Consider the following 23,391-nt stretch of genomic DNA (forward strand, 5'->3'; position numbering starts at 1 on the left):
GGGGGGATCAGGCATGATGCGAATTGGACATGGTTTTGACGTGCACAAGTTTGGCGGGGTTGGCCCCTGCATGCTGGGTGGCGTCCCGGTACCCTATGAACAGGGCCTGCTGGCCCATTCCGATGGTGACGTTGTGCTGCATGCGGTGAGCGATGCCCTGCTGGGAGCCATCGGCGCCGGCGACATTGGTCGCCACTTCCCCGATACCGCAGCGCAATTCAAGGGGATCGACAGCCGCATCCTGCTGCGGGACGTCTTTGCCCGGGTACAGCAGGCGGGCTACGCCATCGGCAACCTGGATGTGACCATCATCGCCCAGGCTCCCAAGATGGCGCCCCATATCGCGGCCATGTGCGCCGTGCTGGCGGCCGATCTGCAATGTGATTTGAACCGGGTGAATGTCAAGGCGACCACCACTGAACAACTCGGGTTTACGGGGCGCAAGGAAGGGATCGCCACCGAAGCCGTCGTCTTACTGGTGAAACAATGATGCTGGAACAGCTGAACTATCTGCACGGGGCGCCTGTCGCCCGCGGCATCCTCAAGGCCGAGGCCGCCGACTTCGTGGTGAATGAAGATCTCGGCTTCGAACCTTGCGGGGAAGGGGAGCACATCTTCGTGCGGGTGCGCAAAACCGGCGAGAACACCGCCTGGGTGGCGGGCCTGCTGGCCGATGCGGCCGGGGTCAATCGCAATGCGGTGACCTGGGCGGGCTTGAAGGATCGCCACGCGGTGACCGAGCAGTGGTTCGGCATTCATCTGCCGGGCAAGGGCGAACCGGATCTCTCTGTCATCCAGAGCGACAGCATCCAGATCCTGCAGGCCAAGCGCCACAACAAGAAGTTGCGGGTTGGCTACCTCAAGGGCAACCACTTCACCCTGCGCCTCACCGGCCTGGAGCAGGCAGGCGATCTGGAAGCCCGGTTGCAGGCCATCGCTACTCAGGGCGTACCCAACTACTACGGCGAGCAGCGTTTCGGCCGGGATGGCAACAACCTGGACGCGGCCAAGGCCATGTTTGCCGGCAAGCGGATCAAGGATCGCAACAAGCGCTCCCTCTACCTCTCCGCCGCCCGCAGCATGCTGTTCAATGCCATCGTCAGCGCCCGCATCGAGCAGGGGCTGGCACACCAGCTGCTGGCCGGTGACTGCGTGATGCTCAAGGGCAGCCACTCCATCTTCAGTGAAGAGGTGCTGACCCCGGAGCTGGAGGCGCGCCTCGCCTCCGGCGACGTGCAGCTCACCGCCCCCCAGTGGGGCCGTGGCCGACTGGCGAGCCAGGGTGCCGCCGCCGAGTTTGAACAGGCGGTGCTGGCGCCTTACGCCGAATGGTGTGACGGGCTGGAGAAGGCCGGGCTGGATCAGGACAGGCGTCCGCTGCTGCTCAAGCCGGAGCAGATGAGCTGGCAGCAGGATGGCGAGGTGCTGACCCTCTCCTTCTTCCTGCCGGCCGGTGCCTTTGCCACCAGCGTGGTGCGCGAGTTAATGCAGGCCGAAGAGGCCGATCACGGTTTCAGGAACCCAACCGATGCGAATTCTGGTCAGTAATGACGATGGAGTACATGCCGAGGGCATTCGTGCCCTCAGCGAGGCGCTGACTGCCTGCGGCGAAGTCATTGTGGTGGCGCCGGATCGCAACCGCAGCGGCGCGAGTCACTCCCTGACGCTGGAAGTGCCGCTGCGGGTTACGCGCCTTGGCGAAACCGGCTTTAATGGCAGCGAGAGCTATGCGGTGAAGGGCACCCCGACCGACTGCGTGCACCTGGCGGTCAACGAGCTGGTGCGCCCGGAACCGGACATGGTTGTGGCCGGGATCAACCACGGCGCCAACCTGGGGGATGATGTCATCTACTCTGGCACTGTCGCAGCGGCCACCGAGGGGCGCCACCTCGGCTTCCCCTCCATCGCCATCTCCCTGGTAGGCAAGACCCACTTCGCCACGGCTGCCCACTACGCGGCCCTGCTGGTGAAGGGGCTGATGAAACACCCCCTGCCTGCCGATCAGATCCTCAACGTCAATGTGCCTGACCTGCCCCTCGAGCAGATCAAGGGGATCAGGGTGACCCGCCTTGGCAACCGCCATCCCGCCGAGTCGGTGATCCGCAGCGAGGATCCCCGTGGTCAGCCCATCTACTGGATAGGCCCCCCCGGCAGCCAGCAGGATGCGGGAGATGGCACGGATTTCGCCGCCATCGAGCAGGGTTATGTCTCCATCACCCCGTTGACCATCGACATGACTGCCTATGACAGTCTGGCGAGTCTGGGTGCCTGGCTGGATCTGCAGGGATGACGTTGTGATAGTACAGCGCCTGTTGAATCAACTGATTGCCCAGGACATTCGTGATTTCCGCGTACTCGCGGCGATTGCGAAAGTGCCGCGTCAGCTGTTTGTGGATGAAGCCATGGCCCACAAGGCCTGGGACAATACTGCCCTGCCCATCGGCCACGGCCAGACCATCTCCCAGCCCTATATAGTGGCGCGGATGACGGAGCTGCTGATCCAGAACGATCCGGCCCATGTGCTGGAGATCGGCACTGGATCCGGCTATCAGACCGCAGTACTGGCCCATCTGGTGGAGCATGTCTACACGGTGGAGCGGATCAAGTCGCTGCAGTTCCAGGCCCGGCGTCGGCTGCGCCAGCTCGACCTGCACAATGTCTCTGCCAAGCACGGCAACGGCTGGCTGGGCTGGCCCAACAAGGGACCGTTCGATGCCATCCTGGTGACGGCGGCGGCGAGCGAGGTGCCCAAGGCCCTGACCGATCAGCTGGCCGAAGGCGGGCGTCTGGTGCTGCCGGTGGGGGATAGTCAGCAGACTTTGCAGCTGATCGAGCGATCCGGCTCCCAGCTGACCAGCCGGATCCTGGAGCCGGTGCGTTTTGTCCCCCTGATTGATGGAGATGTGGAGTGAAGTTGTTTTCCCGTTTGTACGTACTGGTGATGCAGTGGGCCCGCCACAAGCACGCCCCCTGGTATCTCTCCATCACCGCCTTTATCGAGTCGGTGTTCTGGCCGATCCCGGTGGACGTGATGCTGGCCCCCATGGCGCTCGCCAAGCCGCACAAGGCGTGGCATTACGCCGGGTTGGCAACCTTCTTCTCTGTGCTGGGGGCGCTGTTTGGTTATGCCCTGGGCTATGCCCTGTGGGAACCCGTGGTTCAGCCGCTGGTGGTCTCTGTTGGCTATGAAGACAAGATTGCGCTGGCCGAGCAGTGGTTCACGCAGTGGGGGATCTGGGTGATTTTCATTGCCAGTTTCACGCCGATCCCCTACAAGGTGTTTACCGTCACGGCAGGCTTGCTTCATATGGCGCTACTGCCTTTTATCGTGACCTCCCTCATCGGTCGTGGCATGCGCTTCTTCCTGGTCGCGGGCCTGATGCGGTGGGGGGGTGAGAAGATGGAGCGCAAGCTGATGCACTATGTGGATGTGCTCGGCTGGCTCTGTATTGGTTTGGCCATTGCGGCCTATTTCTGGTTTAGTCGTTAAGGATCCACTATGCGTTCGCGTGTTTGGCAAGGAAGCAGTGTCGTCGTGTTGTCATGGCTACTGCTTGCCTGCTCTTCCAGCAAGACTGCTGCCCCGGTACAGAGTCTCGGCAATGACCCTATTGCCTCGACCATCCCGACTCGTCAAAGCATGGCCAATTCGGGCATGCAGGGTGGCAGTTACACAGTGGTGAAGGGGGATACCCTGTACTCCATCGCATTCCGTTCGGGCATGGATGTCGCTTCCCTGGTCAGCCTCAACGGGATCAGCCCTCCCTACAACATCTATCCGGGCCAGCAGCTCAGGCTGGATGGCTCTTCCGGCGCCGTGGTCAGCACCGGCATGGCGATGAACCGCCCTGTCACAAGCGGCAACGGCACCTATGAGGTGCGTCGTGGGGATACCCTGAGCAGCATAGGCCGCCAGTTCAATGTCTCCAATCAGACTCTGGCACAGCGCAACAACCTGCAGGCACCCTATTCGCTCCATGTTGGCCAGGTGCTCAACGTGGGGGCGAGTGCGGCGGCAGGCGGCCAGATGGTGGCGGCGACCACTCCGTCGGTGACCAGCTCCGGACCCAAACCGCTGGCGACGGCACCGGCAGGTACGACCACCCCGTTTATTGCTCAGAAAACGATTGCTCCTGCACCGTCAACAGCATACGCTCAGGCGAAAGAACAAAAAAACATCAGTTCCCAGTCAACTCTCTCCTGGCATTGGCCAGCTAAGGGACGGATAGTCGAAGGCTTCTCCGTTGCGGAACAAGGCAACAAGGGCATAGACATCTCCGGCCAGAAGGGCCAGCCCGTTTACGCCGCCAGCGGCGGCAAAGTGGTCTACGCGGGCAGTGCACTCAGGGGTTACGGCAAGCTGATTATTCTCAAGCACAACGATGACTACCTCTCTGCTTACGCCCACAACGACGAGTTGAGGGTCAGGGAGGGAGACTCCGTCAAAGGCGGAGCCGTCATCGCCAACATGGGTAGCACGGATGCGCCGGATGTGCGCCTGCACTTTGAAATCCGGTACAAAGGCAAGTCAATCAACCCGATGGGCTATTTGCCAAAGCGTTAACCCAGAGAGCTAGGTCTTACTCTGGTTCAGGTCAGGGAGACATATCATGAGCCAAGAACAACTGGTAATGCAGGATGCAGAGTTAGAGTTCGACGAAGAGCTGGAGGCCCAGGAGGAAGAAGAGGTTCAGGAGGTGGTTGCCGAGACTGAGGAGACCATCTCCGATGAGCTCATGGTGCCGGAACTGAACAAGGTGATGGACGCCACCCAGCTCTATCTGGGGGAGATCGGCTTCTCCCCCTTGCTCACGGCCGAAGAGGAAGTCTACTACGCCCGTCGTGCCCTGCGCGGTGACAAAGCTGCGCGCAAGCGCATGATCGAATCCAACCTGCGCCTGGTGGTCAAGATTGCCCGGCGCTACAACAACCGCGGCCTGGTGCTGCTGGATCTCATCGAAGAGGGGAACCTCGGCCTCATCCGGGCGGTCGAGAAGTTCGACCCCGAACGGGGTTTCCGTTTTTCCACCTATGCCACCTGGTGGATCCGCCAGACCATAGAGCGGGCCATCATGAACCAGACTCGCACCATCCGGCTGCCTATCCATGTGGTCAAGGAGCTGAACGTCTACCTGCGCACCGCGCGTGAACTCTCCCACCGCCTCGACCATGAACCCACCGCCGAAGACATCGCCTTCGCGCTGGATCGCTCGGTCGACGATGTGAACCGCATGCTCAAGCTCAACGAAAAGATCACCTCGGTGGATACTCCCATCGGCGGCGATCGCGACAAGGCCCTGCTCGATGTTCTGTCCGATGAGCGCGGCATGGGGCCCGAGCTGGAGTCTCAGGAAGATGACATGCGCAGCAGCATAGTCCACTGGCTGGAAGAGCTGAATCCCAAGCAGCGTGAGGTGCTGGCTCGCCGCTTTGGCCTGCTCGGTTACGAGCCGGCCACCCTGGAGGATGTAGGGGCCGAGATCGGTCTGACCCGCGAGCGGGTGCGCCAGATCCAGGTCGAAGGGTTGCGCCGCCTGCGGGAGATACTGCTGGGGCAGGGGCTCTCCATTGAGGCCCTGTTTAGAACCAATTGATCCTAACCAACGGACGGCTACTATGCCGACGACAGATACAACAAAGGGGCCAGAGGCCCCTTTTTTATTGCGAGAGGATCCTTGGGATCACACGGGATCCAGGGTATCCAGTGGCCAGCGCGGCACCGCCTTGACCACCAGCGGCTCGAACACGCCCGCTTTCAGGCGCTGCATGCCGGCATAGGCGATCATGGCGCCGTTGTCGGTGCAATACTCGGTGCGCGGATAGAACACCTCGCCCTTGAGGTTATCCATCAGCTCGGCCAGCTGGGCGCGCAGATGACGGTTGGCGCTGACGCCCCCAGCCACCACCAGACGCTTGAGGCCTGTCTCCTTCAAGGCGCGACGGCACTTGATGGCCAGGGTATCGACCACAGCATCCTCAAACGCCCGGGCGATGTCGGCACGGGTCTGCTCATCGTCACCGTTGGCGGCGATGGTGTTGGCGGCGAAGGTCTTGAGGCCGGAGAAGCTCATGTCGAGCCCGGGTCTGTCCGTCATGGGGCGGGGGAAGGTGAAGCGTCCCGTGGTGCCTTTCTCGGCCAGGCGGGAGAGCAGGGGGCCGCCCGGGTAGTCCAGTCCCATCAGCTTGGCGGTCTTGTCGAAGGCCTCGCCGGCGGCATCGTCGATGGATTCCCCCAGCAGCTGATAACTGCCGATGCCGTCGACCCGCACCAGCATGGAGTGACCGCCGGAGACCAGCAGCGCCACGAAGGGGAATTCGGGAGCCCGCTCCTCCAGCATGGGAGCCAGCAGATGGCCTTCCATATGGTGTACCGCCACGGCGGGTTTACCCCAGGCCATGGCGAGGGAGCGGCCTATGGTCGCCCCCACCAGGATGGCGCCAACCAGACCCGGCCCCGCAGTGTAGGCGATGCCGTCGATGTCATCTTTGCCCAGTCCCACCTCTTGCAATGCGGCCTGGATCAAGGGGATCGTCTTGCGGACGTGATCCCGGCTGGCGAGCTCGGGGACGACGCCACCGTAGTCCGCATGCAGCTTGACCTGGCTGTACAACTGGTGGGAAAGGATCCCTTTTTGATCGTCGAAGATCGCGATCCCGGTTTCGTCACAGGATGTCTCTATGCCCAATACACGCATTGCTAAAAAATTTCACTGCTAAAATGAGACGGCTATGGTAACCTTCGCGGGTTTTTTAAACCAGAGCGATCTCTGCGGGTTTACTTTCATTCCCTGTCCAGAGTATAATTTCGCACCATTTTAAGACATGCTGATCGATTGAAGGTCAGCTAACCATATATCACTGAGGTGAAAGGCACATGCCAGTAATCAAAGTCCGTGAAAATGAGCCGTTTGACGTTGCTCTGCGTCGCTTCAAGCGTTCTTGCGAAAAGGCCGGTATCCTGTCTGAAGTTCGTAGCCGTGAGTTCTACGAGAAGCCGACTACCATTCGCAAGCGTGCCAAAGCGTCTGCCGTCAAGCGTCACGCCAAGAAGCTGTCCCGCGAAAACGCACGTCGTATCCGCCTGTACTAATCGGGGGATCATGCCGTGTCTCTGAAGGATCAACTCAAGGATCAACAAAAACTCGCCATGCTGGCCAAAGACAAGGCTCGCTTGGGAGCGATCCGTTTGTTGATGGCAGAAATCAAGCAGCGTGAAGTCGATACCCGTGTCGAGCTCAATGATGAGGATATCCTCGCTGTCGTGACCAAGATGGTCAAACAGCGCCGTGATTCCATCAGCCAATTTGAAGCTGCCGGTCGTCAGGATCTTGCCGACAAAGAGTCCGCCGAGATCTTGGTGTTGCAGGAGTTCCTGCCGCAACAGCTGACCGCAGAGGAAATTGTCGTGTTGATCGAGCAAGCCATCACCGAAAGTGGGGCTGCCGTCATGGCGGACATGGGCAAAGTCATGGCTGTCTTGAAGCCGAAAATTCAGGGGCGTGCCGATGTCGGCGCCGTCAGTGCTCAGGTGAAAACCCGCTTGGCGTAACAGGCATTTCTCTTGTTAGTCGAAAGAAGCCGTGCTTCCCTGTGAATGCGCGGCTTTTTTATTTTCTCTGCAGTGAAACAGGACGGTTATGGCAGGCAGGATCCCACAATCCTTTATCGATGATCTGCTCGTACGCACAGACATTGTCGAGCTGATCGACTCGCGAGTGCGGCTGAAGAAGGCCGGCAAGAACTATCAGGCTTGTTGTCCTTTTCATAACGAAAAAAGCCCCTCTTTCACCGTCAGTCAGGAGAAGCAGTTCTACCACTGCTTCGGTTGCGGTGCTCACGGCAATGCCATCGGCTTTGTCATGGAGTACGACGGACTCGAATTCCCGGACGCCATCGAAGAGCTCGCCAGCATGCAAGGCATGCAGGTACCTCGCGAGCAGAGCCTGGGCGGCTCTGGCAGTGCCCAACCCGCCGTCAGCAAGGATCTCTACGAGCTGATGAACCAGATCGCCCGCTTCTACGAAAGCAACCTGAAGAGCGCCCACAATGCGGTGGAGTACCTGAAGGGACGCGGTCTGACCGGGGAAGTGGTCAAGCGCTTCAACATAGGTTATGCCCCGGGAGACTGGGATCAGGTGAGGCGCCGTTTTGGGACCAGCCGGGATCACGAGCAGTTGCTTATCTCCGGCGGCATGCTGATCCCTCGCGACAGCGGTCCTGGCAGCTATGATCGCTTCCGCGATCGCATCATGTTCCCCATCCGTGACAAGCGGGGTCGGGTCATCGGCTTCGGTGGCCGGGTGCTGGGGGATGGCACTCCCAAGTACCTCAACTCCCCGGAAACCCCCATCTTCCACAAGGGGCGTGAACTGTTCGGCCTCTACGAGGTGAAGCAGGCACACAAGGATCCTCGCCGGATCCTGGTGGTTGAAGGCTATATGGATGTGGTGGCGCTCGGTCAGTACGACATCGACTATGCGGTGGCCGCGCTGGGGACGGCCACCACCAGCGACCATATCCACACCCTTTTCCGCACCACGGCCGAGGTGGTCTGCTGCTACGATGGCGACAACGCCGGTCGTGAGGCGGCCTGGCGGGCGCTGGACAATGCACTCTCCCATCTGCAGGACGGGCGCGAACTCAAGTTCGTGTTTCTGCCCGATGGCGAGGATCCCGACTCTCTGGTCCACCAGATCGGCAAGGAGGGATTTGAGGCCTTGCTGGATCAGGCCCAGCCCTTCGCCGATTTCATGTTCGAGCGTCTCGGGCGTGATGCCGCCCTTTCTGGCGAGGCGGGCAAGTTTGAAGTGGCCAACAAGGCTGCCGAACTGATCCGTCGCGTGCCGGAAGGCTTTACTCGAGAAGGATTGATCACCCGGCTCTCCAGCATGATGCGCTGGGGGGAGAACAAGCAGCGGATCGCCGAGCTGTTTGCCCGCAATAGTCAGCCCAAGGGCGAAGTCAGCAAGCCCAAGGCCGCCAAACTGACCCCTATTCGCCGTGCACTGGCTCTGATGGTGCAATATCCGGCGGTGACGGCCGAACTGCCGGCCATGCCGGAACTGGCTGGGCTGCGGGTGCAGGGCATCAAGTTCCTGTTGCAGCTGCATCAGCAGATCCTGACTCAGCCAGGGATCACCACCGGTATCCTGCTGGAGCACTGGCGTGGCACCAAGGAGGGGGAGATCCTGGCTCAATTGGCCATGCACGACCTGTTTGAAGAGATCAAGCTCGACCAGGAGCCGGATATTCTGGGAGAATTGCAGGATACCTTCGTCGGTTTCATCAACCAGTTTCTGAAGCAACGAATCGAAGAATTGCAGGCCAAGGTGGCGCAGGAAGGGCTAAGCTCTGAAGAAACACAGGAGCTGATGATGCTGATCAGAGAGGTACAGATTGAGAAAAGAAATGAGAGCGGGGCTTGATATTTGAGTGATTAACCCCAATATGAATACCGTTGCCCGAATCGACGGGATTAAAAGCAAACATTTTATAACCGCCTGGCCCCGACAATACTGCGGGCAGGGGTTTCTCATGACCGACGCCGCAACCAGACATAGCATGTCTGGCGGTTTTCTATTAGAATTGGCTATTTGCGCAGCAGCGCACTGTACGCGCAACCTAGCAACACCAACCGGATGAGTTCTATGGAGCAAACCCCGCAGTCTCAGCTTAAACTCCTCGTTGCCAAAGGTAAAGAACAGGGCTACCTGACCTATGCCGAGGTGAACGATCACCTCCCGCAAGACATTGTCGACTCTGACCAGATCGAAGACATCATCCAGATGATCAACGATATGGGTATCCAGGTAGTGGAAAACGCCCCGGACGCCGATGATCTGATCATGGCTGAAGGTGGTACTGCCGATGAGGACGCTGCCGAAGCAGCGGCCCAGGCTCTGGCATCTGTTGAATCTGAGATTGGTCGCACGACCGATCCCGTCCGCATGTACATGCGGGAAATGGGTACCGTCGAACTGCTGACCCGTGAAGGCGAAATCGACATCGCCAAGCGGATCGAAGACGGTATCAACCAGGTACAAAGCTCCGTTGCCGAGTACCCTGAAGCCATCACTTACCTGCTCGAACAGTACGACAAGTACGAAGCCGAGCAATTGCGTCTGTCCGACATCATCTCCGGTTTTATCGATCCGAACGAAGCGGACGACGTGGCGCCGACCGCCACTCACATCGGCTCTGAACTCAGTGAAGACGATCTCGCTGACGAAGACGAAGATGAAGACGAGGACGAAGACGAAGACGGCGACAGCTCCGACGACGATGGGGACGGTGGTCCGGATCCGGAAGTCGCCCGCGAGAAGTTCGGTGAACTGCGTGCCCAGTACGAAGTCACCCGTCTCTCCATCCAGAAGAATGGTCGCGCCCACGACGACACCCAGGCTGCCATCGCCCAGCTGGCCGATGTGTTCCGTCAATTCCGCCTGATGCCCAAGCAGTTCGATCGTTTGGTCAACAACATGCGCGAGATGATGGAGCGGGTTCGTGTGCAGGAACGCATCATCATGAAGCTCTGCGTTGAGCAGGCCAAGATGCCGAAGAAGACCTTCGTAGCGGCTTTCACCAACAACGAGTGCGAGACTGCCTGGTTTGAATACCAGAAGCAGGCTGGCAAGGCCTGGTCTCCCCGTCTGCTCGAGATGGATGAAGAAGTGCTGCGTTCCATCGGCAAGCTGCAGCAGATCGAAGAAGAGACCGGTCTGTCGATCGCCCAGATCAAGGACATCAACCGTCGCATGAGCATCGGTGAGGCCAAGGCCCGCCGTGCGAAGAAAGAGATGGTCGAAGCCAACTTGCGTCTGGTTATTTCCATCGCCAAGAAATACACCAACCGTGGTCTGCAGTTCCTGGATCTGATCCAGGAGGGCAATATCGGTCTGATGAAGGCGGTGGACAAGTTTGAATACCGTCGTGGCTACAAGTTCTCGACCTATGCCACCTGGTGGATCCGTCAGGCCATTACCCGCTCCATCGCGGATCAGGCCCGTACCATCCGTATCCCGGTGCACATGATCGAGACCATCAACAAGCTCAACCGTATCTCCCGTCAGATGCTGCAGGAGATGGGTCGTGAACCGAATCCGGAAGAGCTGGCCATGCGCATGGGCATGCCGGAAGACAAGATCCGCAAGGTACTGAAGATCGCCAAGGAGCCCATCTCCATGGAGACGCCCATCGGTGATGATGAAGATTCCCACTTGGGCGACTTCATCGAAGATACCACCCTGGCCCTGCCGGCGGATGCGGCGACCAGCGAGAGCCTGCGCAACGCCACCCGTGAAGTGCTGGCCGGCCTGACTGCCCGCGAAGCCAAGGTGCTGCGGATGCGTTTCGGGATCGACATGAACACTGACCACACCCTTGAGGAAGTGGGCAAACAGTTCGACGTCACCCGTGAGCGTATTCGTCAGATCGAAGCCAAGGCACTGCGCAAACTGCGCCACCCGAGCCGCTCGGAAGTGCTGCGCAGCTTCCTGGACGAATAGTCCTGAGGCACTGCCTGAGCCCTGTCTCAAAAGCCCCGCCATGCGGGGCTTTGTTTTATCCGGAAGTCTGGGTGCAAAAGATTAGCGGATTAGTGGACAAAAACTCGCCAAGTGGTTGATCTGCCTATGGACGGCTTATCTCGCATCCCCTATAATCCACGCCGCAAAACCAAGATTTTGGCCCCTTAGCTCAGTTGGTTAGAGCAGTCGACTCATAATCGATTGGTCGCCCGTTCAAGTCGGGCAGGGGCCACCACATTCAGACAAAGCCGCTCATCATGAGCGGCTTTGTCGTTTCTGGCGCTTACCAGCGCCTGTCGAGATCCTCGGCGTAGAGTGCCATGGCGCGCCTGTAGGGGACGAGGGCAGGATCTGCGGTCGTCTCGGCCAGCACCGCCAGCAGCGTCTCCATCCCCTCCTTGTGGTGCCCCAGGTTATGGCAGGTCATGGCACGAAACACCCTGAACTCGGTGGCGTCCGGAAAGCGGGTCAACCCCTGGTCGAAGGCGGCAAGGGCCTCGGCATATTGCCCGGTGCAGCGATAGGAGCTGCCAAGGCCGAGCCAGGCGCCGCGCAAGGAGGTCTCACCCAGCCCCAGCCTGATGGCCTTCTGGTAGAGGGGGATGGCCTGGGCCTCGCGCCCCTGCATGTCGTGCAGGCTGGCTACTTCATAATGCAGTTCGGCGTGTTGCGGGTGCTCGATGAGTTGCAGCAGGCCGTGCTGGCGGGCTTCTTCGATCCGTCCCTCGGCCTTGAGGGTTTCCAATAGTTTCATATGCGCTCCTGCATGGGGATGTGGAGGCAGTATGCCTGCCCGTCGGAAAACAGGGAATGGGGCACGTGATGGTGTCATCGGGCCAATGAAAAGGCCTCCTGCCCTGTGGGAAGGAGGCCATGGGAATGCCCGATGATCAGAGGGGCGTTACGCCCCTGCGGCTTACTGGGCGCTCAGGCTGTAGGCCAGGGTCTGGTCGTTGAAGCGCACCACATAGGCACCGACCACTGCGGTGGTGATGTCGGCTCCGGCCAGCTCGGCCACGCCGTCCTTGTTGGTGTCGCCGTAGTTCTGGGTCCAGTCGCCCTTGACGTCGAACTTGAAGCGCTGGCCGCCGCTGGCATCACCGGCCCCCGTGAAGGTGACACCGGCCTGCCACTGGTGATCCCCCACCAGCGTCATGGGAGTGGTGCCCCAGCCATTGGTGGTGCCACGGATGTTCAGGCTGGCGATGTTCTTGGCATAGCCGACGCTGACCGGGGTCAGGCTGTATTGCAGGGTCTGGTCGTTGAAGCGCACCCGGTACTGGCCGCTGACCGGGGTCACTATGTCGGCGCCTCCCTGTTCGGCCACCCCATCCTTGTTGGTGTCACCGTAGTTCTGGGTCCAGTCTCCCTTGACGTCGAACTTGAAGCGCTGGTTGGCCTGGCCGTTGAAGGTGGCCAAGGCCTCCCACTGGTTGTCGGCAACCAGCGTCATGGCGAGCGTCCCCCAACCATTGGGGGTGCCACGGAAGTGCAGGGTCGGCAGCACGCTGTTGTAGGCGCCGTTGCTGTCGGTGACAGTCACAGTTGCGCTGGCACTGGCGGTCAGCCCCTCGGCATCGGTGACTGTCAGGGTGACGGTATGGGTGCCCGGGGTATCGAACTGGACGGTCTCAGTGGGGGCGTTGCCGCCGGTAGACCAGCTGTAGCTCGTCACGGCTTCATCGTCGGTGGAGGCAGAGCCATCGAATACCACGCTCTCCCCCGTCTTGACGCTGAGGACCTTGGGCGAGAGGGCGGCGACCGGTGCCTGGTTGCTGGTGAGGGGGGTGACCGTATAGCGCAGATCCCCTTCGTTCAGGGTGATGCGGTAGCTGCCCGCCCCGCTGACCAGGATATCCTTGCTGCTGCCCTTGTCGGCGATGCCGTCCCCTTCGTTGTCGCCGTAGCTCTCGGTCCAGTTGCCGAAGACGTCGAACTTGAAACGCTGGGCACCGGTGGCGTCACCGCTGCCGGTCAGGGTCAGGGTGGCGGACCAGACACGGTTGGCATCGACTGTCATGGGGGTGTTGCCCCAGGCGTTGTGGGTGCCACGCAGGTTCATGCTGCTGAACTTGTTGCCCGGCAGGGCGGTGCCGCCGCAGGGGTTGGCCTTGGTGCAGCCGGCGATGATGGCGGCGGCCTTCATGCCCGGCACGTTCAGACTGGCCTTGCCGCTGCCGTCGACGGTGACATAACCCCCGCTGCAGTAGTCATTGCCGCCGAGGAGGTTGCAGTACTCGCCCGCCGGCAGGCCGGTCTGCACCGAGGCCACCAGGCTGCCGCTCTCGTTGTTGATGGCGACGAAGCCTTTGTCTCCCCGACCGAAGGCTATTTGGTTGTTGCCGTTGTCCCACCAGTGACTGACAGCTTGCCCCTCGGTTCTGTTGTGGAACAGGGCCATGTTCATGATGGTCGGGCGACGCTGCTCGCAGTTCCACTGGCCGTCTGTGCAGGGTGTGCTGCCCGGCGCCCCCTTGTCGGTTTCATAGGTGCCCATGTTCTCGAAGCGATAGCCCGACATCACCTGCTTCCAGCCATAGGGCCAGGCCATCATGAAGGTGTTGGCCAGATCGTAGCGGGCACCGCCCATGAAGGTGAGCATGCCGCCGCCACCGTGGCCGCGCTCGCGGTCGTGGTTGACCACGAAGACGAAGGCCTTGCTGGAGGGGAGCAGGCCCCAGCTCTCGCCCAGGGTCTTGAGGTTCTTGATCTGGCCGTTGAAGTTGGCGGCCAGATCGGTGCCGTATTTGAAGTCGGTGACAGTGTCGATATAGGTGTAGCGGCCCGGCTGGATGTCTGCCGACTCTCCCCCTGCACCTATCACCTCCAGGTAGGCTTTGGGGCTGCCCGCCTTGTCGAGTATGGCCTTCACCTCGCCGGGGGCCATGTGCTTGGCCGCATCGATGCGAAAGCCCGCCACGCCCCAACCCAGCAGGGTCTTCATGTAGCTGGCTATCTGATCCTGCACGTAGGGAGAGCCGGTATTGAGATCCGGCATGCCGTAGAGGGCGCCGTTCCAGACGTTGTTGCTGTCACCGTAGTTGGTGATGTCACCGCTGTGGTGGAAGTCGTTGTAGCCGAACTGGGGATACTGATATTGCCCCGAGTTGTAGCTGCCGCCGCCGGTGGCTGTCCCGCTGCCCGAGGCCAGCTGGTTGAAGACGGCGTCCGCATAGACCTTGACCCCGGCCGCGTTGCAGCGGGTGATCATGCTCCTGAGCTCTGCCTCGCTGCCGCCGAAGCTGTTGAAGTTCTTGAAGCTGACGGGCTGGTAGACGGTCCACCAGACCTGGCTCCCCTGCTTGTGCTCGGCGGGCGGAGTGATCTGGACACCACCGAATCCCTTGGGACCGAGCACTGTCTCGCACTCGTTGGCGATGTCGTTGAACTTCCATTGGAACAGATGGACCATGACCCCTTCGGCGGCGGCTGTGTGGCTGAATGAGCCCAGCACCGCGGCGAGCATGGCGGTTCGAAACATTGTGTTGTGCATGACGATTTTCCCTTCGATCTTGTTATTGACGTGTCACTGTCATCATGTCGAACGGACCACAAACAACCTCGTTCGGCTCTGTAGCATTCATGAATTCGAGGGGATTGAAAATCGTACAACCGGGATTAGTTAAGAAGTGTGAATGAAAATGCTTTCATGACGACCGGGCAAAAGAGGGGTGAGGCATAGCGCCGTTGAGGGGATAAAGCCGGTGCGGCCGCCTGGAAGAGGTGGGCTTGGGGTCGGACAAGCGGGGAAAGGAAGACGGACACATTGGTGTCCGTCTGCTTCAGGAATGGGGCTCCTGCTGACGCTGCGGCACCCTGCGCCGGTGGCGGGGCAGCATCCGGGTCACCAGGTTGCTGCGCTGACGCCAGGAGGTGTAGACGATGGCGCACAGGTGCAGGGCTATCATGGCCTGCAGTGCCCAGGTACACCAGACATGCCAGTCGTCCGCCCCCAGCTCGAAGCCGGTCTCGGTGTTCTGGAACCAGCCGCTGCCAGCGGTCGCCAGCACCAGCAGCCAGAGTGCCCAGACCGCCAGCTTGCCGCTGCCGTGATGGCCGGGCGTCGCTGGGGCGCGCTCGCGCAGCGCCACCGCCTGCTGGCGGAAATCGTCCCGGCTCGGGATGAGGGCGCTCAGGCGGGCATGGCCCCGTGCCAGGGTGAGACCCCACAGCAGGCGCAACCCGATCAGGGCCATGGCGCCATAGCCCAGCCATTCATGCCACTCCTCGCCCGCCTCGTTGAGCCAGAGGTTGCCGATGCAGACCGCTGCCACACCCCAGTGTGTGAGGCGGACCAGACCATCCCAGTGGAAGGGATCAGCCTTTCTGCTTGGCATATTGGTGGTACTCCTTCTTCAGGTCGTTGACCTTGGCCAGATGGGCCTGGGCCTTCTCCTGATCACCGGCCTGCAGGGCCGCCAGGCTGGCATCCAGCTCGCTCTGCACCTTGTTCATGCCCTCGAGGAACTTCTCCTTCTTGGCAGCCGGCATGTTCCTCTCCTTGGCCACATCGAGCTGAGCCTTCATCTCCTTGATGTGTTTCTCCATGGTGGCCGCATCATCTGCCTTGACGGCCTGCTTGTAGTTGAAGCCGATCTTCTTCATCGGCTGTTCCAGATCGCCAGCCATGGCGGGCAGGGTCATCAGGCCAAACATCAGGGGCAGCAGCAGGGGACGCACAGTTTTCAACATGGGATTTCCTTATGAGACGACGATATTGCAGGTTCTTATGGCACTCATTTGAGTGCGGTATCATACAGCATGATGCCATGAAAGCGGGGCAATTGTATGGGGAAAGTGCGACCAATTGTGACGAAATGTGTGCATTGTGCTGTACATATGTAGTCAGAAGGGGTGAGCCGGGGGCGGAAAAAGGGTGGCAACCCGGGGCCACGTGCCCTAGGCAGTGAGCGGTGCCAAGGGAATGGATGCCGCCTTGCCACCACCATGTCGGGCTTAGGGGGAAGTCTGGGGCTGGCAGGGCGGCCCCGGCAGCAAAAAGGGCCCGCAGGCCCTTGTGTTCTATGGGGGGAGGCGGCCTTTACTTGGCCTGCTCGCGCTCGATGGCGCGCCAGCCGATGTCCTTGCGGTAGAAGACACCGTCCCACTGGATGCGACCCGCCAGCTGGTAGGCGCGTTGCTGCGCCTCGGCGACGGTGTGGCCCAGCGCGGTGGCGCAGAGCACGCGGCCACCGGCGGTGACTATGGTGTCTCCCGCCAGCTGGGAGCCGGCATGGAATACCTTCTCGCCGCTCGCCTCTTCCACCGGCAGGCCGCTGATGGGCTTGCCCTGCGGGTAGTCACCGGGGTAACCGCCCGCCGCCAGCACCACACCGATGGCGACGCGGGGATCATAGATGGCTTCGACCTGATCCAGCTTGCCGGCACAGGCGGCCAGGCACAGCTCCACCAGATCGGAGCGCATCCGCAGCATGATGGGCTGGGTCTCGGGGTCGCCGAAGCGGCAGTTGAACTCGATCACCTTGGGGTTGCCCTGGGGGTCTATCATCAGGCCGGCGTAGAGGAAGCCGGTGTAGACGTTGCCCTCGGCCGCCATGCCGCGCACCGTCGGCATGATCACCTGCTCCATCACGCGTTGATGCACCGCATCTGTCACCACGGGCGCCGGGGAGTAGGCCCCCATGCCGCCGGTGTTGAGGCCGGTGTCGCCGTCGCCGACCCGCTTGTGATCCTGGCTGGTGGCCATGGGCAGCACGTGCTCGCCATCCACCATGACGATGAAGCTCGCCTCTTCCCCGTCCAGGAACTCCTCGATCACCACCCGGGCGCCGGCATCGCCGAAGGCATTGCCGGAGAGCATGTCACGCACCGCCGCTTCCGCCTCTTCGAGGGTCATGGCGACGATGACGCCCTTGCCGGCGGCCAGACCGTCAGCCTTGATGACGATGGGGGCGCCCTTCTCGCGCAGGTAGGCCAGCGCCGGCTCCACCTCGGTGAAGTTCTGGTAGTCGGCAGTGGGGATGGCGTGGCGCGCCAGGAAGTCCTTGGCGAAGGCCTTGGAGCCCTCCAGCTGGGCGGCGGCGGCGGTCGGGCCGAAGATGGCGAGCCCTTCGGCACGGAAGGCATCCACTACCCCTTTCACCAGGGGGGCTTCCGGCCCGACTATGGTGAGACCTATCTGCTGGGCCTTGGCGAAGGCCAGCAGGGCCTGGATGTCGGTCGCCTCTATGGCGACGTTCTCTATGCTGCCCTCGTGGGCGGTGCCGGCATTGCCGGGGGCGACGAACACCCGGGTCACCATGGGGGATTGCTTGGCCTTCCAGGCCAGGGCGTGCTCACGGCCGCCGTTGCCAATGATCAGTACTTTCATCGTATCGCTCGCTTCTATTTGTGATAACCGCCTGGGGCAGCGGTTGAAAATAGTCAGTTGAAAAGAGACAACAAAAGGGCCGCCAGTGGCGGCCCTGACTCATCAGTGACGGAAATGGCGCATGTTGGTGAACACCATGCACATGCCGTGCTCGTTGGCGGCCTCGATCACCTCGTTGTCGCGCATGGAACCACCCGGCTGGATGACGCAGGAGATGCCCGCGGCGGCGGCGGCATCGATGCCGTCGCGGAACGGGAAGAAGGCGTCGGAGGCCATGACGGAGCCCGCCACTGCCAGCCCTTCATCCTCGGCCTTGATGCCGGCGATCTTGGCGGAGTAGACCCGGCTCATCTGGCCAGCGCCGACGCCTATGGTCTGGCCGTCTTTGGCGTAGACGATGGCGTTGGACTTGACGAACTTGGCGACCTTCCAGCAGAACAGCAGGTCCTTGAGTTCGGCCTCGGTCGGCTGACGCTGGCTGACCACTGTCAGATCCCCCAGTGTGACCATGCCGTGATCCCGCTCCTGCACCAGCAGACCGCCGTTGACACGCTTGAGGTCAAAGCCTTGGGCCGGGGCAGTCCAGTGGCCGCATTCGAGCAGGCGCACGTTCTGCTTGGCGGCGACAGCGTCGCGGGCTGCCTGGCTGATGCTGGGGGCGATGATCACCTCGACGAACTGGCGGGCGACGATGGCCGCAGCAGTGGCACCATCCAGCTCGCGGTTGAAGGCGATGATGCCGCCAAAGGCGGAGGTGGGGTCGGTCTGGTAGGCGCGATCATAGGCACCCAGCAGATCCTCACCGATGGCGACGCCACAGGGATTGGCGTGCTTGACGATGACGCAGGCCGGCTCGGCGAACTCCTTCACGCACTCCAGCGCCGCGTCTGTGTCGGCGATGTTGTTGTAGGAGAGCGCCTTGCCCTGCAGCTGGATGGCGCTGGCCACCGAGCCAGGTGCGGCCTGCTCTTCGGCGTAGAAGGCGGCAGCCTGGTGGCTGTTCTCGCCGTAGCGCATGTCCTGCTTCTTGATGAACTGGGCGTTGAAGGTGCGCGGGAAGCGAGACTCGGCGTCGCCCTCCTTGTTGTCGCCGTAAGAGGGGACCAGGGTGCCGAAGTAGTTGGCTATCATGCCGTCGTAGGCGGCGGTGTGCTCGAAGGCCGCGATGGCCAGATCGAAGCGGGTAGCCAGGGTCAGGCTGTTGCCGTTGCCATCCATCTCGGCGATCACACGTCCGTAATCGGCAGCCTTGACGACGATGGTCACGTCTTTGTGGTTCTTGGCGGCGGAGCGGACCATGGTCGGGCCGCCGATGTCGATGTTCTCGACGGCGTCTTCCAGGGTGCAATCGGGCTTGGCCACTGTGGCGGCGAAGGGATAGAGGTTGACGACGACCATGTCGATGGGGGAGATAGCGTGCTGGGCCATGATGGCGTCATCCCGATCGCGGCGGCCGAGGATGCCACCGTGCACCTTGGGATGCAGGGTCTTGACCCGGCCGTCCATCATCTCGGGGAAGCCGGTGTAGTCGGAGACCTCGGTCACCGGCAGGCCCGCGTCGGCCAGCAGCTTGGCGGTACCGCCGGTGGAGAGCAGGGCCACACCACGTTCGTTGAGTGCCTTGGCAAATTCCAGGATGCCAGTCTTGTCAGACACACTCAGCAGCGCACGGCGAATGGGTCGAGCTTGTTCCATCACACTATCGTCCTCAGCATAACGGGGACCGTTCCATGGGAGGCGAGGCTCAACACAGAGAGTCCCCAAATAAATGGAAGTGGGGGATTTCGCAAACCACTCTCGCCCGGCGAGCCGGGGGTTGGCAAAAGCGTTTTAGGAAATGCCCGCTTGACGCGACGCTCTCTTGTGGGCGCGTATTCTACACAAAAAATGTGAGCCGTGGTGGATTTTTTAAAGAGACAAAGCCTTGTGTGGTGCGGTGTTAAACGTTTTCCGGTGATTTTTTGTGAAACGTTTGTCTTTTCAGTGTTTTGAGGATAAAGAGCCGGGAAGGCCAGGGTTGGCTGCCGCTTTCCTGCCTTTGGCTGGCAATCGCCGGGCAAAGGGGCGATAGTGGATGCCGGTTTATATTGAGTACCATTTTGGGCGCTATGCCATGTCGGGGAGAGGGTTATGTATCGGATCGGGGAACTGGCCAAGGCGTGCGGGGTGAAGGCGGACACCCTGCGCTTTTACGAGAAGAACGGACTCATCTCGCCGGGGATCCGCAACGAGTCGGGTTACCGCCTCTATGGGGAGCAGGACAGGCGGCGACTGGAGTTCATCATCCGCGCCAAGTCGGTGGGCTTCTCCCTGGCGGACATCGGCGAGCTGCTCGCCCTCGACACCAACAAGGCCAGCGTCACCTGTCAGGAGGTGAAGGCGGTGGCCGACACCAAGCTCGAACAGGTGGAGCAGAAGATTGTCGAGCTGACCCGCTTTCGGGAGAACCTGAAGGCGCTCTCCGACATCTGCTGCGGCGGCCCTCGCTCGGCGGAGCACTGCGCCATTCTGGAGACCCTGGAGTCCGGCACCCCTTCCCGTCACGAACATCACGACCATGAACACTGAGCTGCACCGACCCCGGATCTCCGCCTTTCTCGCCCTCTCCCTCGACGGCTTTATCGCCGGGGAGGGGAACGATCTCGCCTGGCTGGAACCCTACAACGGCGACGCCCAGGAGGAGACTGGCTACAGCGCCCTGATGGCTAGTGCGGATACCCTGCTGATGGGGCGCAACACCTACGACATAGTGAGCGCCTTTCCCGAGTGGTTTTATGGCGACAAACCTGTGGTGGTACTGACCCACAGACCCGCCGCTCCCCGTGAGCACGTCTCCTTCCGGCAGGGGGCGCTGGCGCAGGTGCTCGGGGAGCTTTGGCAGGCGGGAAGCCGCCACCTCTACCTGGACGGCGGCGATCTGGTGCGCCAGGGGTTGCAGGCCGGGGTCGTCGACGAGCTGACCCTGTTCTGGGTGCCGGTCACCCTGGGGCGCGGTGTTTCCCTGTTTGCTGGTGCCCTGCCCGGGCGGCTCACGCCGGTGTCCAGCGTCGTGCTGGCGAGCGGCCTGGTGCGGGTGGTCTACCGGCCCGCTCCCTGAGCCTGGGCAATCAGCCCCGGCCTCTTGCACTCGGGGGCCGGGAGGCGCACAATCGGCGCGTTTTTATTTCCACTGGCGTATTTTTAGCCAGTTTCAACCACACAGACAGGAGCCAATATGGCCAAGAAGAAGCGGGTCGATATCATCGATCAGGCCCACGATCATGGGCGGGGCGTCATCCAGGACAATCACCTCAAGGCATTGGTGACCTCAACCCTGTTTCAGGCCAGGGTCGAGCCAAGCAAGAAGGGCAAGGGGAGCTACCAGCGCAAGGCCAAACACGGCAAGCGGTGGGAGCCCGGTCAGCAGCAGATGGTACGCGTCTGCTGCTGAGCGGGTTTCTGCCGCCAGGCATGACTGAAACAGAGAGGGTGCCATGGGCACCCTCTTTGTTTTGGCGGTGAAGCCAGACCTTGATGCCCCGTCGGCTTATTCGTCCATAAAGAGCTCGAGCAAGACGTTGAGATAGCGATGGCCGAGGGACGTCAGCTGCCAGCACTCCCCCAAGTCTTCGATAAGCTCTTTGGTCTGGGCAATGGCGAGCATGGTTTCCACCCGCTCCAGCGGCAGTCCGGTATAGGCCTCGAACTCCGCCTTGGGGGCGGGCTCGAACAGTCTGAACCTGTTCATGAAGTACTCCAGCGGCAGATCGTCCGCGCTCACCTGCCACTGGCTGTCCAGATAGGGGCGGGCAGGGTCCAGATAACCCTTGGGGTGCTTCACCTTGGCGGTGCGCAGGATCTGCTGGTTCGCGAGATCCGTCACCTTGCCGTGGGCGCCGCAGCCTATGCCCAGATAGTCGCCAAAGCGCCAGTAGTTGAGGTTGTGGCGGCATTGATAGCCCGCCTTGGCGTAGGCCGAGATCTCGTACTGCTGATAACCCCGGGCGGTGAGCATGGCGTGACCCTGCTCATAGATGTCCCACAGGGTGTCATCCTCTGGCAGCTTGGGCGGTTTGGAGGCGAACGCCGTGTTCGGCTCTATGGTGAGCTGATACCAGGAGAGGTGTGGTGGCGCGCAGTCCATGGCCTGCTGCAGATCATAGAGGGCGTCCTCCAGGCTCTGATCCGGCAGGCCGTGCATCAGATCCAGGTTGAAGGTGGGCAACTTGATGGCATGGGCCAGTTCGGCGGCCTTGCGTGCCTCCTCCGGGCCGTGGATGCGGCCGAGGCGGGTCAGCTTCTCCTGCTGGAAGCTCTGTACCCCGATGGAGATGCGGTTGATGCCAGCGCGCTGGAAGCCGGCGAACTTGTCCGCCTCAACCGTGCCAGGGTTGGCCTCCATGGTGATCTCGCAATCCGGGGTCAGGGGGATGCGGGCGCGCACCCCGTCCAGCAGCGCCTGCATGGCTTCCACGGAGAGCAGACTCGGCGTACCACCGCCGATAAAGATGGAGGAGAGCGGACGCCCCTGGGCCCAGTGCAGATCCTGGCTCAGATCCTCCAGCAGGGCGGCCACGTACTCGAGGTGGGGCAGTTCCCCCTTCTGGGCGTGGGAGTTGAAGTCGCAGTAGGGGCACTTCTGGACGCACCAGGGCACATGGATATAGAGGGAGAGGGGCGGCAGTTGCAGCATGGGGTTTCCAATAATCAAAAATCAAAACGGGGGCCTGGCTGGCTCCCCATGGTCAATGAGGGCCTGCGCTCGTTGAGCCGGGAGGCCATAAGCAACACGGGGGCCGACGGCCCCCATTGTAGATGAAATGCTGGCCGGCGTATCCCGGAGCCCGGTCGGGTCTCAGTGCGCCGCGGCCAGCGCCGCCTTGAGCTTGGCCAGGGCCTGGCCGCGATGGCTGAGCTGGTTCTTGAGCTCCGCCGGCATCTGGGCCGAGGTGCAGTCGTGATCCGGCACGAAGAAGACGGGATCATAGCCAAAGCCGTGCTGGCCACGGGGTTCGTCGATGATCATCCCCTCCCAGCTAGCCTGGCAGATTATGGGAGTGGGATCGTCGGCGTGGCGCATATAGACCAGCACGCACCAGAAACGGGCGCTCTTGAGGTAGTCGGGTGCCCCTTGCAGCTCGGCCAGCAGCTTGTCGATGTTCTCCTTGTCGCTGGCACCGGCACCGGCAAAGCGGGCGGAGTAGACGCCGGGGCGACCGTGCAGCAGGTCCACTTCGAGACCTGAGTCGTCAGCGACGGCGGGCAGGCCCGTGATGCGGGCGGCGTGGCGTGCCTTGATGATGGCATTCTCGACGAAGGTGGTGCCGGTCTCGTCGGCATCGGAGACCGCAAACTCGCTCTGTGGGATCACCTGGATCTTCATATCGGCCAGCATGGCGGCCAATTCCTTCACCTTTTTCTGGTTCCCTGTTGCCAGGACAAGCTTGTTCATCACGCACCTCCGCAAAAATAATCTGCGCATTCTATGCGGGGCAGGGGTTTAGGAAAAGCGCCAATTGCCTGCAATCCGGCACCGGATGAGGGCCGCCCTGGCCG

The 23,391-nt window shown here is 61.5% G+C and carries 23 protein-coding genes and 1 tRNA gene; 15 read left to right on the forward strand and 9 right to left on the reverse strand.

Going from position 1 to position 23,391, the window contains the following annotated elements:
- Positions 1–13: 13 nt before the first annotated feature.
- From ispF to rpoS, 7 genes are read left to right on the forward strand one after another with little or no spacing between them, the layout of a single operon-like run.
- On the forward strand, positions 14–490 hold the full coding sequence (gene ispF / locus WIR04_RS03425; protein WP_025328244.1) for a 2-C-methyl-D-erythritol 2,4-cyclodiphosphate synthase: 477 nt from the start codon (positions 14–16) through the stop codon (positions 488–490).
- Positions 490–1,548 carry a tRNA pseudouridine(13) synthase TruD gene (gene truD, locus WIR04_RS03430; protein ID WP_338892440.1) on the forward strand — a complete coding sequence of 353 codons (1,059 nt, stop codon included), beginning with the start codon at positions 490–492 and terminating at the stop codon, positions 1,546–1,548. The genes ispF and truD overlap by 1 nt, the downstream gene beginning before the upstream one ends.
- Positions 1,529–2,290, forward strand: coding sequence for a 5'/3'-nucleotidase SurE (gene surE / locus WIR04_RS03435; RefSeq protein WP_005332745.1), 762 nt, complete (start codon positions 1,529–1,531; stop codon positions 2,288–2,290). The genes truD and surE overlap by 20 nt, the downstream gene beginning before the upstream one ends.
- A complete protein-coding gene (locus WIR04_RS03440) occupies positions 2,244–2,912 on the forward strand; it encodes a protein-L-isoaspartate(D-aspartate) O-methyltransferase (RefSeq protein WP_205598792.1) in 669 nt (222 codons plus the stop codon). Before surE ends, WIR04_RS03440 begins: the two co-directional genes overlap by 47 nt.
- Complete coding sequence (locus WIR04_RS03445) at positions 2,909–3,490, forward strand: YqaA family protein (RefSeq protein WP_025328241.1); 582 nt, start codon at positions 2,909–2,911, stop codon at positions 3,488–3,490. Before WIR04_RS03440 ends, WIR04_RS03445 begins: the two co-directional genes overlap by 4 nt.
- Before the next feature lie 9 nt (positions 3,491–3,499).
- Entirely contained in the window at positions 3,500–4,564 is a 1,065-nt protein-coding gene (locus tag WIR04_RS03450) for a LysM peptidoglycan-binding domain-containing protein (RefSeq protein WP_338890491.1), read from the forward strand.
- A gap of 46 nt (positions 4,565–4,610) precedes the next feature.
- Entirely contained in the window at positions 4,611–5,594 is a 984-nt protein-coding gene (gene rpoS / locus WIR04_RS03455; protein ID WP_025328239.1) for an RNA polymerase sigma factor RpoS, read from the forward strand.
- A gap of 87 nt (positions 5,595–5,681) precedes the next feature.
- On the opposite strand, the gene tsaD is transcribed toward rpoS, so the two are convergent.
- Complete coding sequence (gene tsaD, locus WIR04_RS03460) at positions 5,682–6,695, reverse strand: tRNA (adenosine(37)-N6)-threonylcarbamoyltransferase complex transferase subunit TsaD (protein ID WP_338890494.1); 1,014 nt, start codon at positions 6,693–6,695, stop codon at positions 5,682–5,684.
- 179 nt (positions 6,696–6,874) lie between these two features.
- Here tsaD and rpsU point away from each other — a divergent pair, with 179 nt between their 5' ends.
- From rpsU to WIR04_RS03485, 5 genes are all read left to right on the forward strand, one after another.
- Positions 6,875–7,090: a 30S ribosomal protein S21 gene (rpsU, locus tag WIR04_RS03465; protein WP_005309452.1), complete on the forward strand. Its 216-nt coding sequence runs from the start codon at positions 6,875–6,877 to the stop codon at positions 7,088–7,090.
- A gap of 15 nt (positions 7,091–7,105) precedes the next feature.
- Positions 7,106–7,549, forward strand: a complete 444-nt coding sequence (locus tag WIR04_RS03470; RefSeq protein WP_338890497.1) for a GatB/YqeY domain-containing protein — start codon at positions 7,106–7,108, stop codon at positions 7,547–7,549.
- Positions 7,550–7,637: 88 nt separating this feature from the next.
- Positions 7,638–9,425, forward strand: coding sequence for a DNA primase (gene dnaG, locus WIR04_RS03475; RefSeq protein ID WP_338890499.1), 1,788 nt, complete (start codon positions 7,638–7,640; stop codon positions 9,423–9,425).
- 222 nt (positions 9,426–9,647) lie between these two features.
- Positions 9,648–11,504, forward strand: coding sequence for an RNA polymerase sigma factor RpoD (gene rpoD / locus WIR04_RS03480; protein ID WP_234567017.1), 1,857 nt, complete (start codon positions 9,648–9,650; stop codon positions 11,502–11,504).
- 179 nt (positions 11,505–11,683) lie between these two features.
- Positions 11,684–11,760: transfer RNA gene (locus WIR04_RS03485), tRNA-Ile, on the forward strand.
- A 48-nt stretch (positions 11,761–11,808) separates the two neighbouring features.
- Here the strand turns inward: WIR04_RS03485 and WIR04_RS03490 are convergent.
- From WIR04_RS03490 to purH, 6 genes are all read right to left on the reverse strand, one after another.
- Positions 11,809–12,279, reverse strand: a complete 471-nt coding sequence (locus WIR04_RS03490) for a tetratricopeptide repeat protein (protein WP_338890503.1) — start codon at positions 12,277–12,279, stop codon at positions 11,809–11,811.
- 162 nt (positions 12,280–12,441) lie between these two features.
- A complete protein-coding gene (locus WIR04_RS03495; RefSeq protein WP_338890505.1) occupies positions 12,442–15,018 on the reverse strand; it encodes an alpha amylase C-terminal domain-containing protein in 2,577 nt (858 codons plus the stop codon).
- Positions 15,019–15,307: 289 nt separating this feature from the next.
- The gene (locus WIR04_RS03500; RefSeq protein WP_338890507.1) at positions 15,308–15,862 is read right to left on the reverse strand and encodes a cytochrome b/b6 domain-containing protein; all 555 of its coding nucleotides are present in this window, start codon (positions 15,860–15,862) and stop codon (positions 15,308–15,310) included.
- Entirely contained in the window at positions 15,843–16,217 is a 375-nt protein-coding gene (locus WIR04_RS03505) for a cytochrome b562 (protein ID WP_025328232.1), read from the reverse strand. Before WIR04_RS03505 ends, WIR04_RS03500 begins: the two co-directional genes overlap by 20 nt.
- 349 nt (positions 16,218–16,566) lie before the next feature.
- A complete protein-coding gene (gene purD / locus WIR04_RS03510) occupies positions 16,567–17,856 on the reverse strand; it encodes a phosphoribosylamine--glycine ligase (RefSeq protein WP_338890509.1) in 1,290 nt (429 codons plus the stop codon).
- A gap of 102 nt (positions 17,857–17,958) precedes the next feature.
- Positions 17,959–19,551 (reverse strand): bifunctional phosphoribosylaminoimidazolecarboxamide formyltransferase/IMP cyclohydrolase, encoded by a 1,593-nt coding sequence (gene purH, locus WIR04_RS03515; RefSeq protein ID WP_338890511.1) that lies wholly within the window; start codon positions 19,549–19,551, stop codon positions 17,959–17,961.
- Between the two features lie 435 nt (positions 19,552–19,986).
- Here purH and zntR point away from each other — a divergent pair, with 435 nt between their 5' ends.
- From zntR to WIR04_RS03530, 3 genes are all read left to right on the forward strand, one after another.
- Positions 19,987–20,424 (forward strand): Zn(2+)-responsive transcriptional regulator, encoded by a 438-nt coding sequence (gene zntR, locus WIR04_RS03520; RefSeq protein WP_338890513.1) that lies wholly within the window; start codon positions 19,987–19,989, stop codon positions 20,422–20,424.
- Positions 20,414–20,953, forward strand: coding sequence for a dihydrofolate reductase family protein (locus tag WIR04_RS03525; protein WP_338890515.1), 540 nt, complete (start codon positions 20,414–20,416; stop codon positions 20,951–20,953). The genes zntR and WIR04_RS03525 overlap by 11 nt, the downstream gene beginning before the upstream one ends.
- A 117-nt stretch (positions 20,954–21,070) precedes the next feature.
- Positions 21,071–21,286 (forward strand): ribosome alternative rescue factor ArfA, encoded by a 216-nt coding sequence (locus WIR04_RS03530; protein WP_338890517.1) that lies wholly within the window; start codon positions 21,071–21,073, stop codon positions 21,284–21,286.
- A gap of 96 nt (positions 21,287–21,382) precedes the next feature.
- Here the strand turns inward: WIR04_RS03530 and hemW are convergent, their stop codons facing one another.
- Together hemW and rdgB are read right to left on the reverse strand one after the other, a co-directional pair.
- Entirely contained in the window at positions 21,383–22,528 is a 1,146-nt protein-coding gene (hemW, locus tag WIR04_RS03535) for a radical SAM family heme chaperone HemW (RefSeq protein ID WP_338890519.1), read from the reverse strand.
- Positions 22,529–22,690: 162 nt separating this feature from the next.
- On the reverse strand, positions 22,691–23,287 hold the full coding sequence (rdgB, locus tag WIR04_RS03540) for an RdgB/HAM1 family non-canonical purine NTP pyrophosphatase (RefSeq protein WP_025328225.1): 597 nt from the start codon (positions 23,285–23,287) through the stop codon (positions 22,691–22,693).
- Positions 23,288–23,391: the final 104 nt, after the last annotated feature.

This window comes from Aeromonas rivipollensis (assembly GCF_037811135.1).
GTDB classification, from domain to species: domain Bacteria; phylum Pseudomonadota; class Gammaproteobacteria; order Enterobacterales; family Aeromonadaceae; genus Aeromonas; species Aeromonas rivipollensis.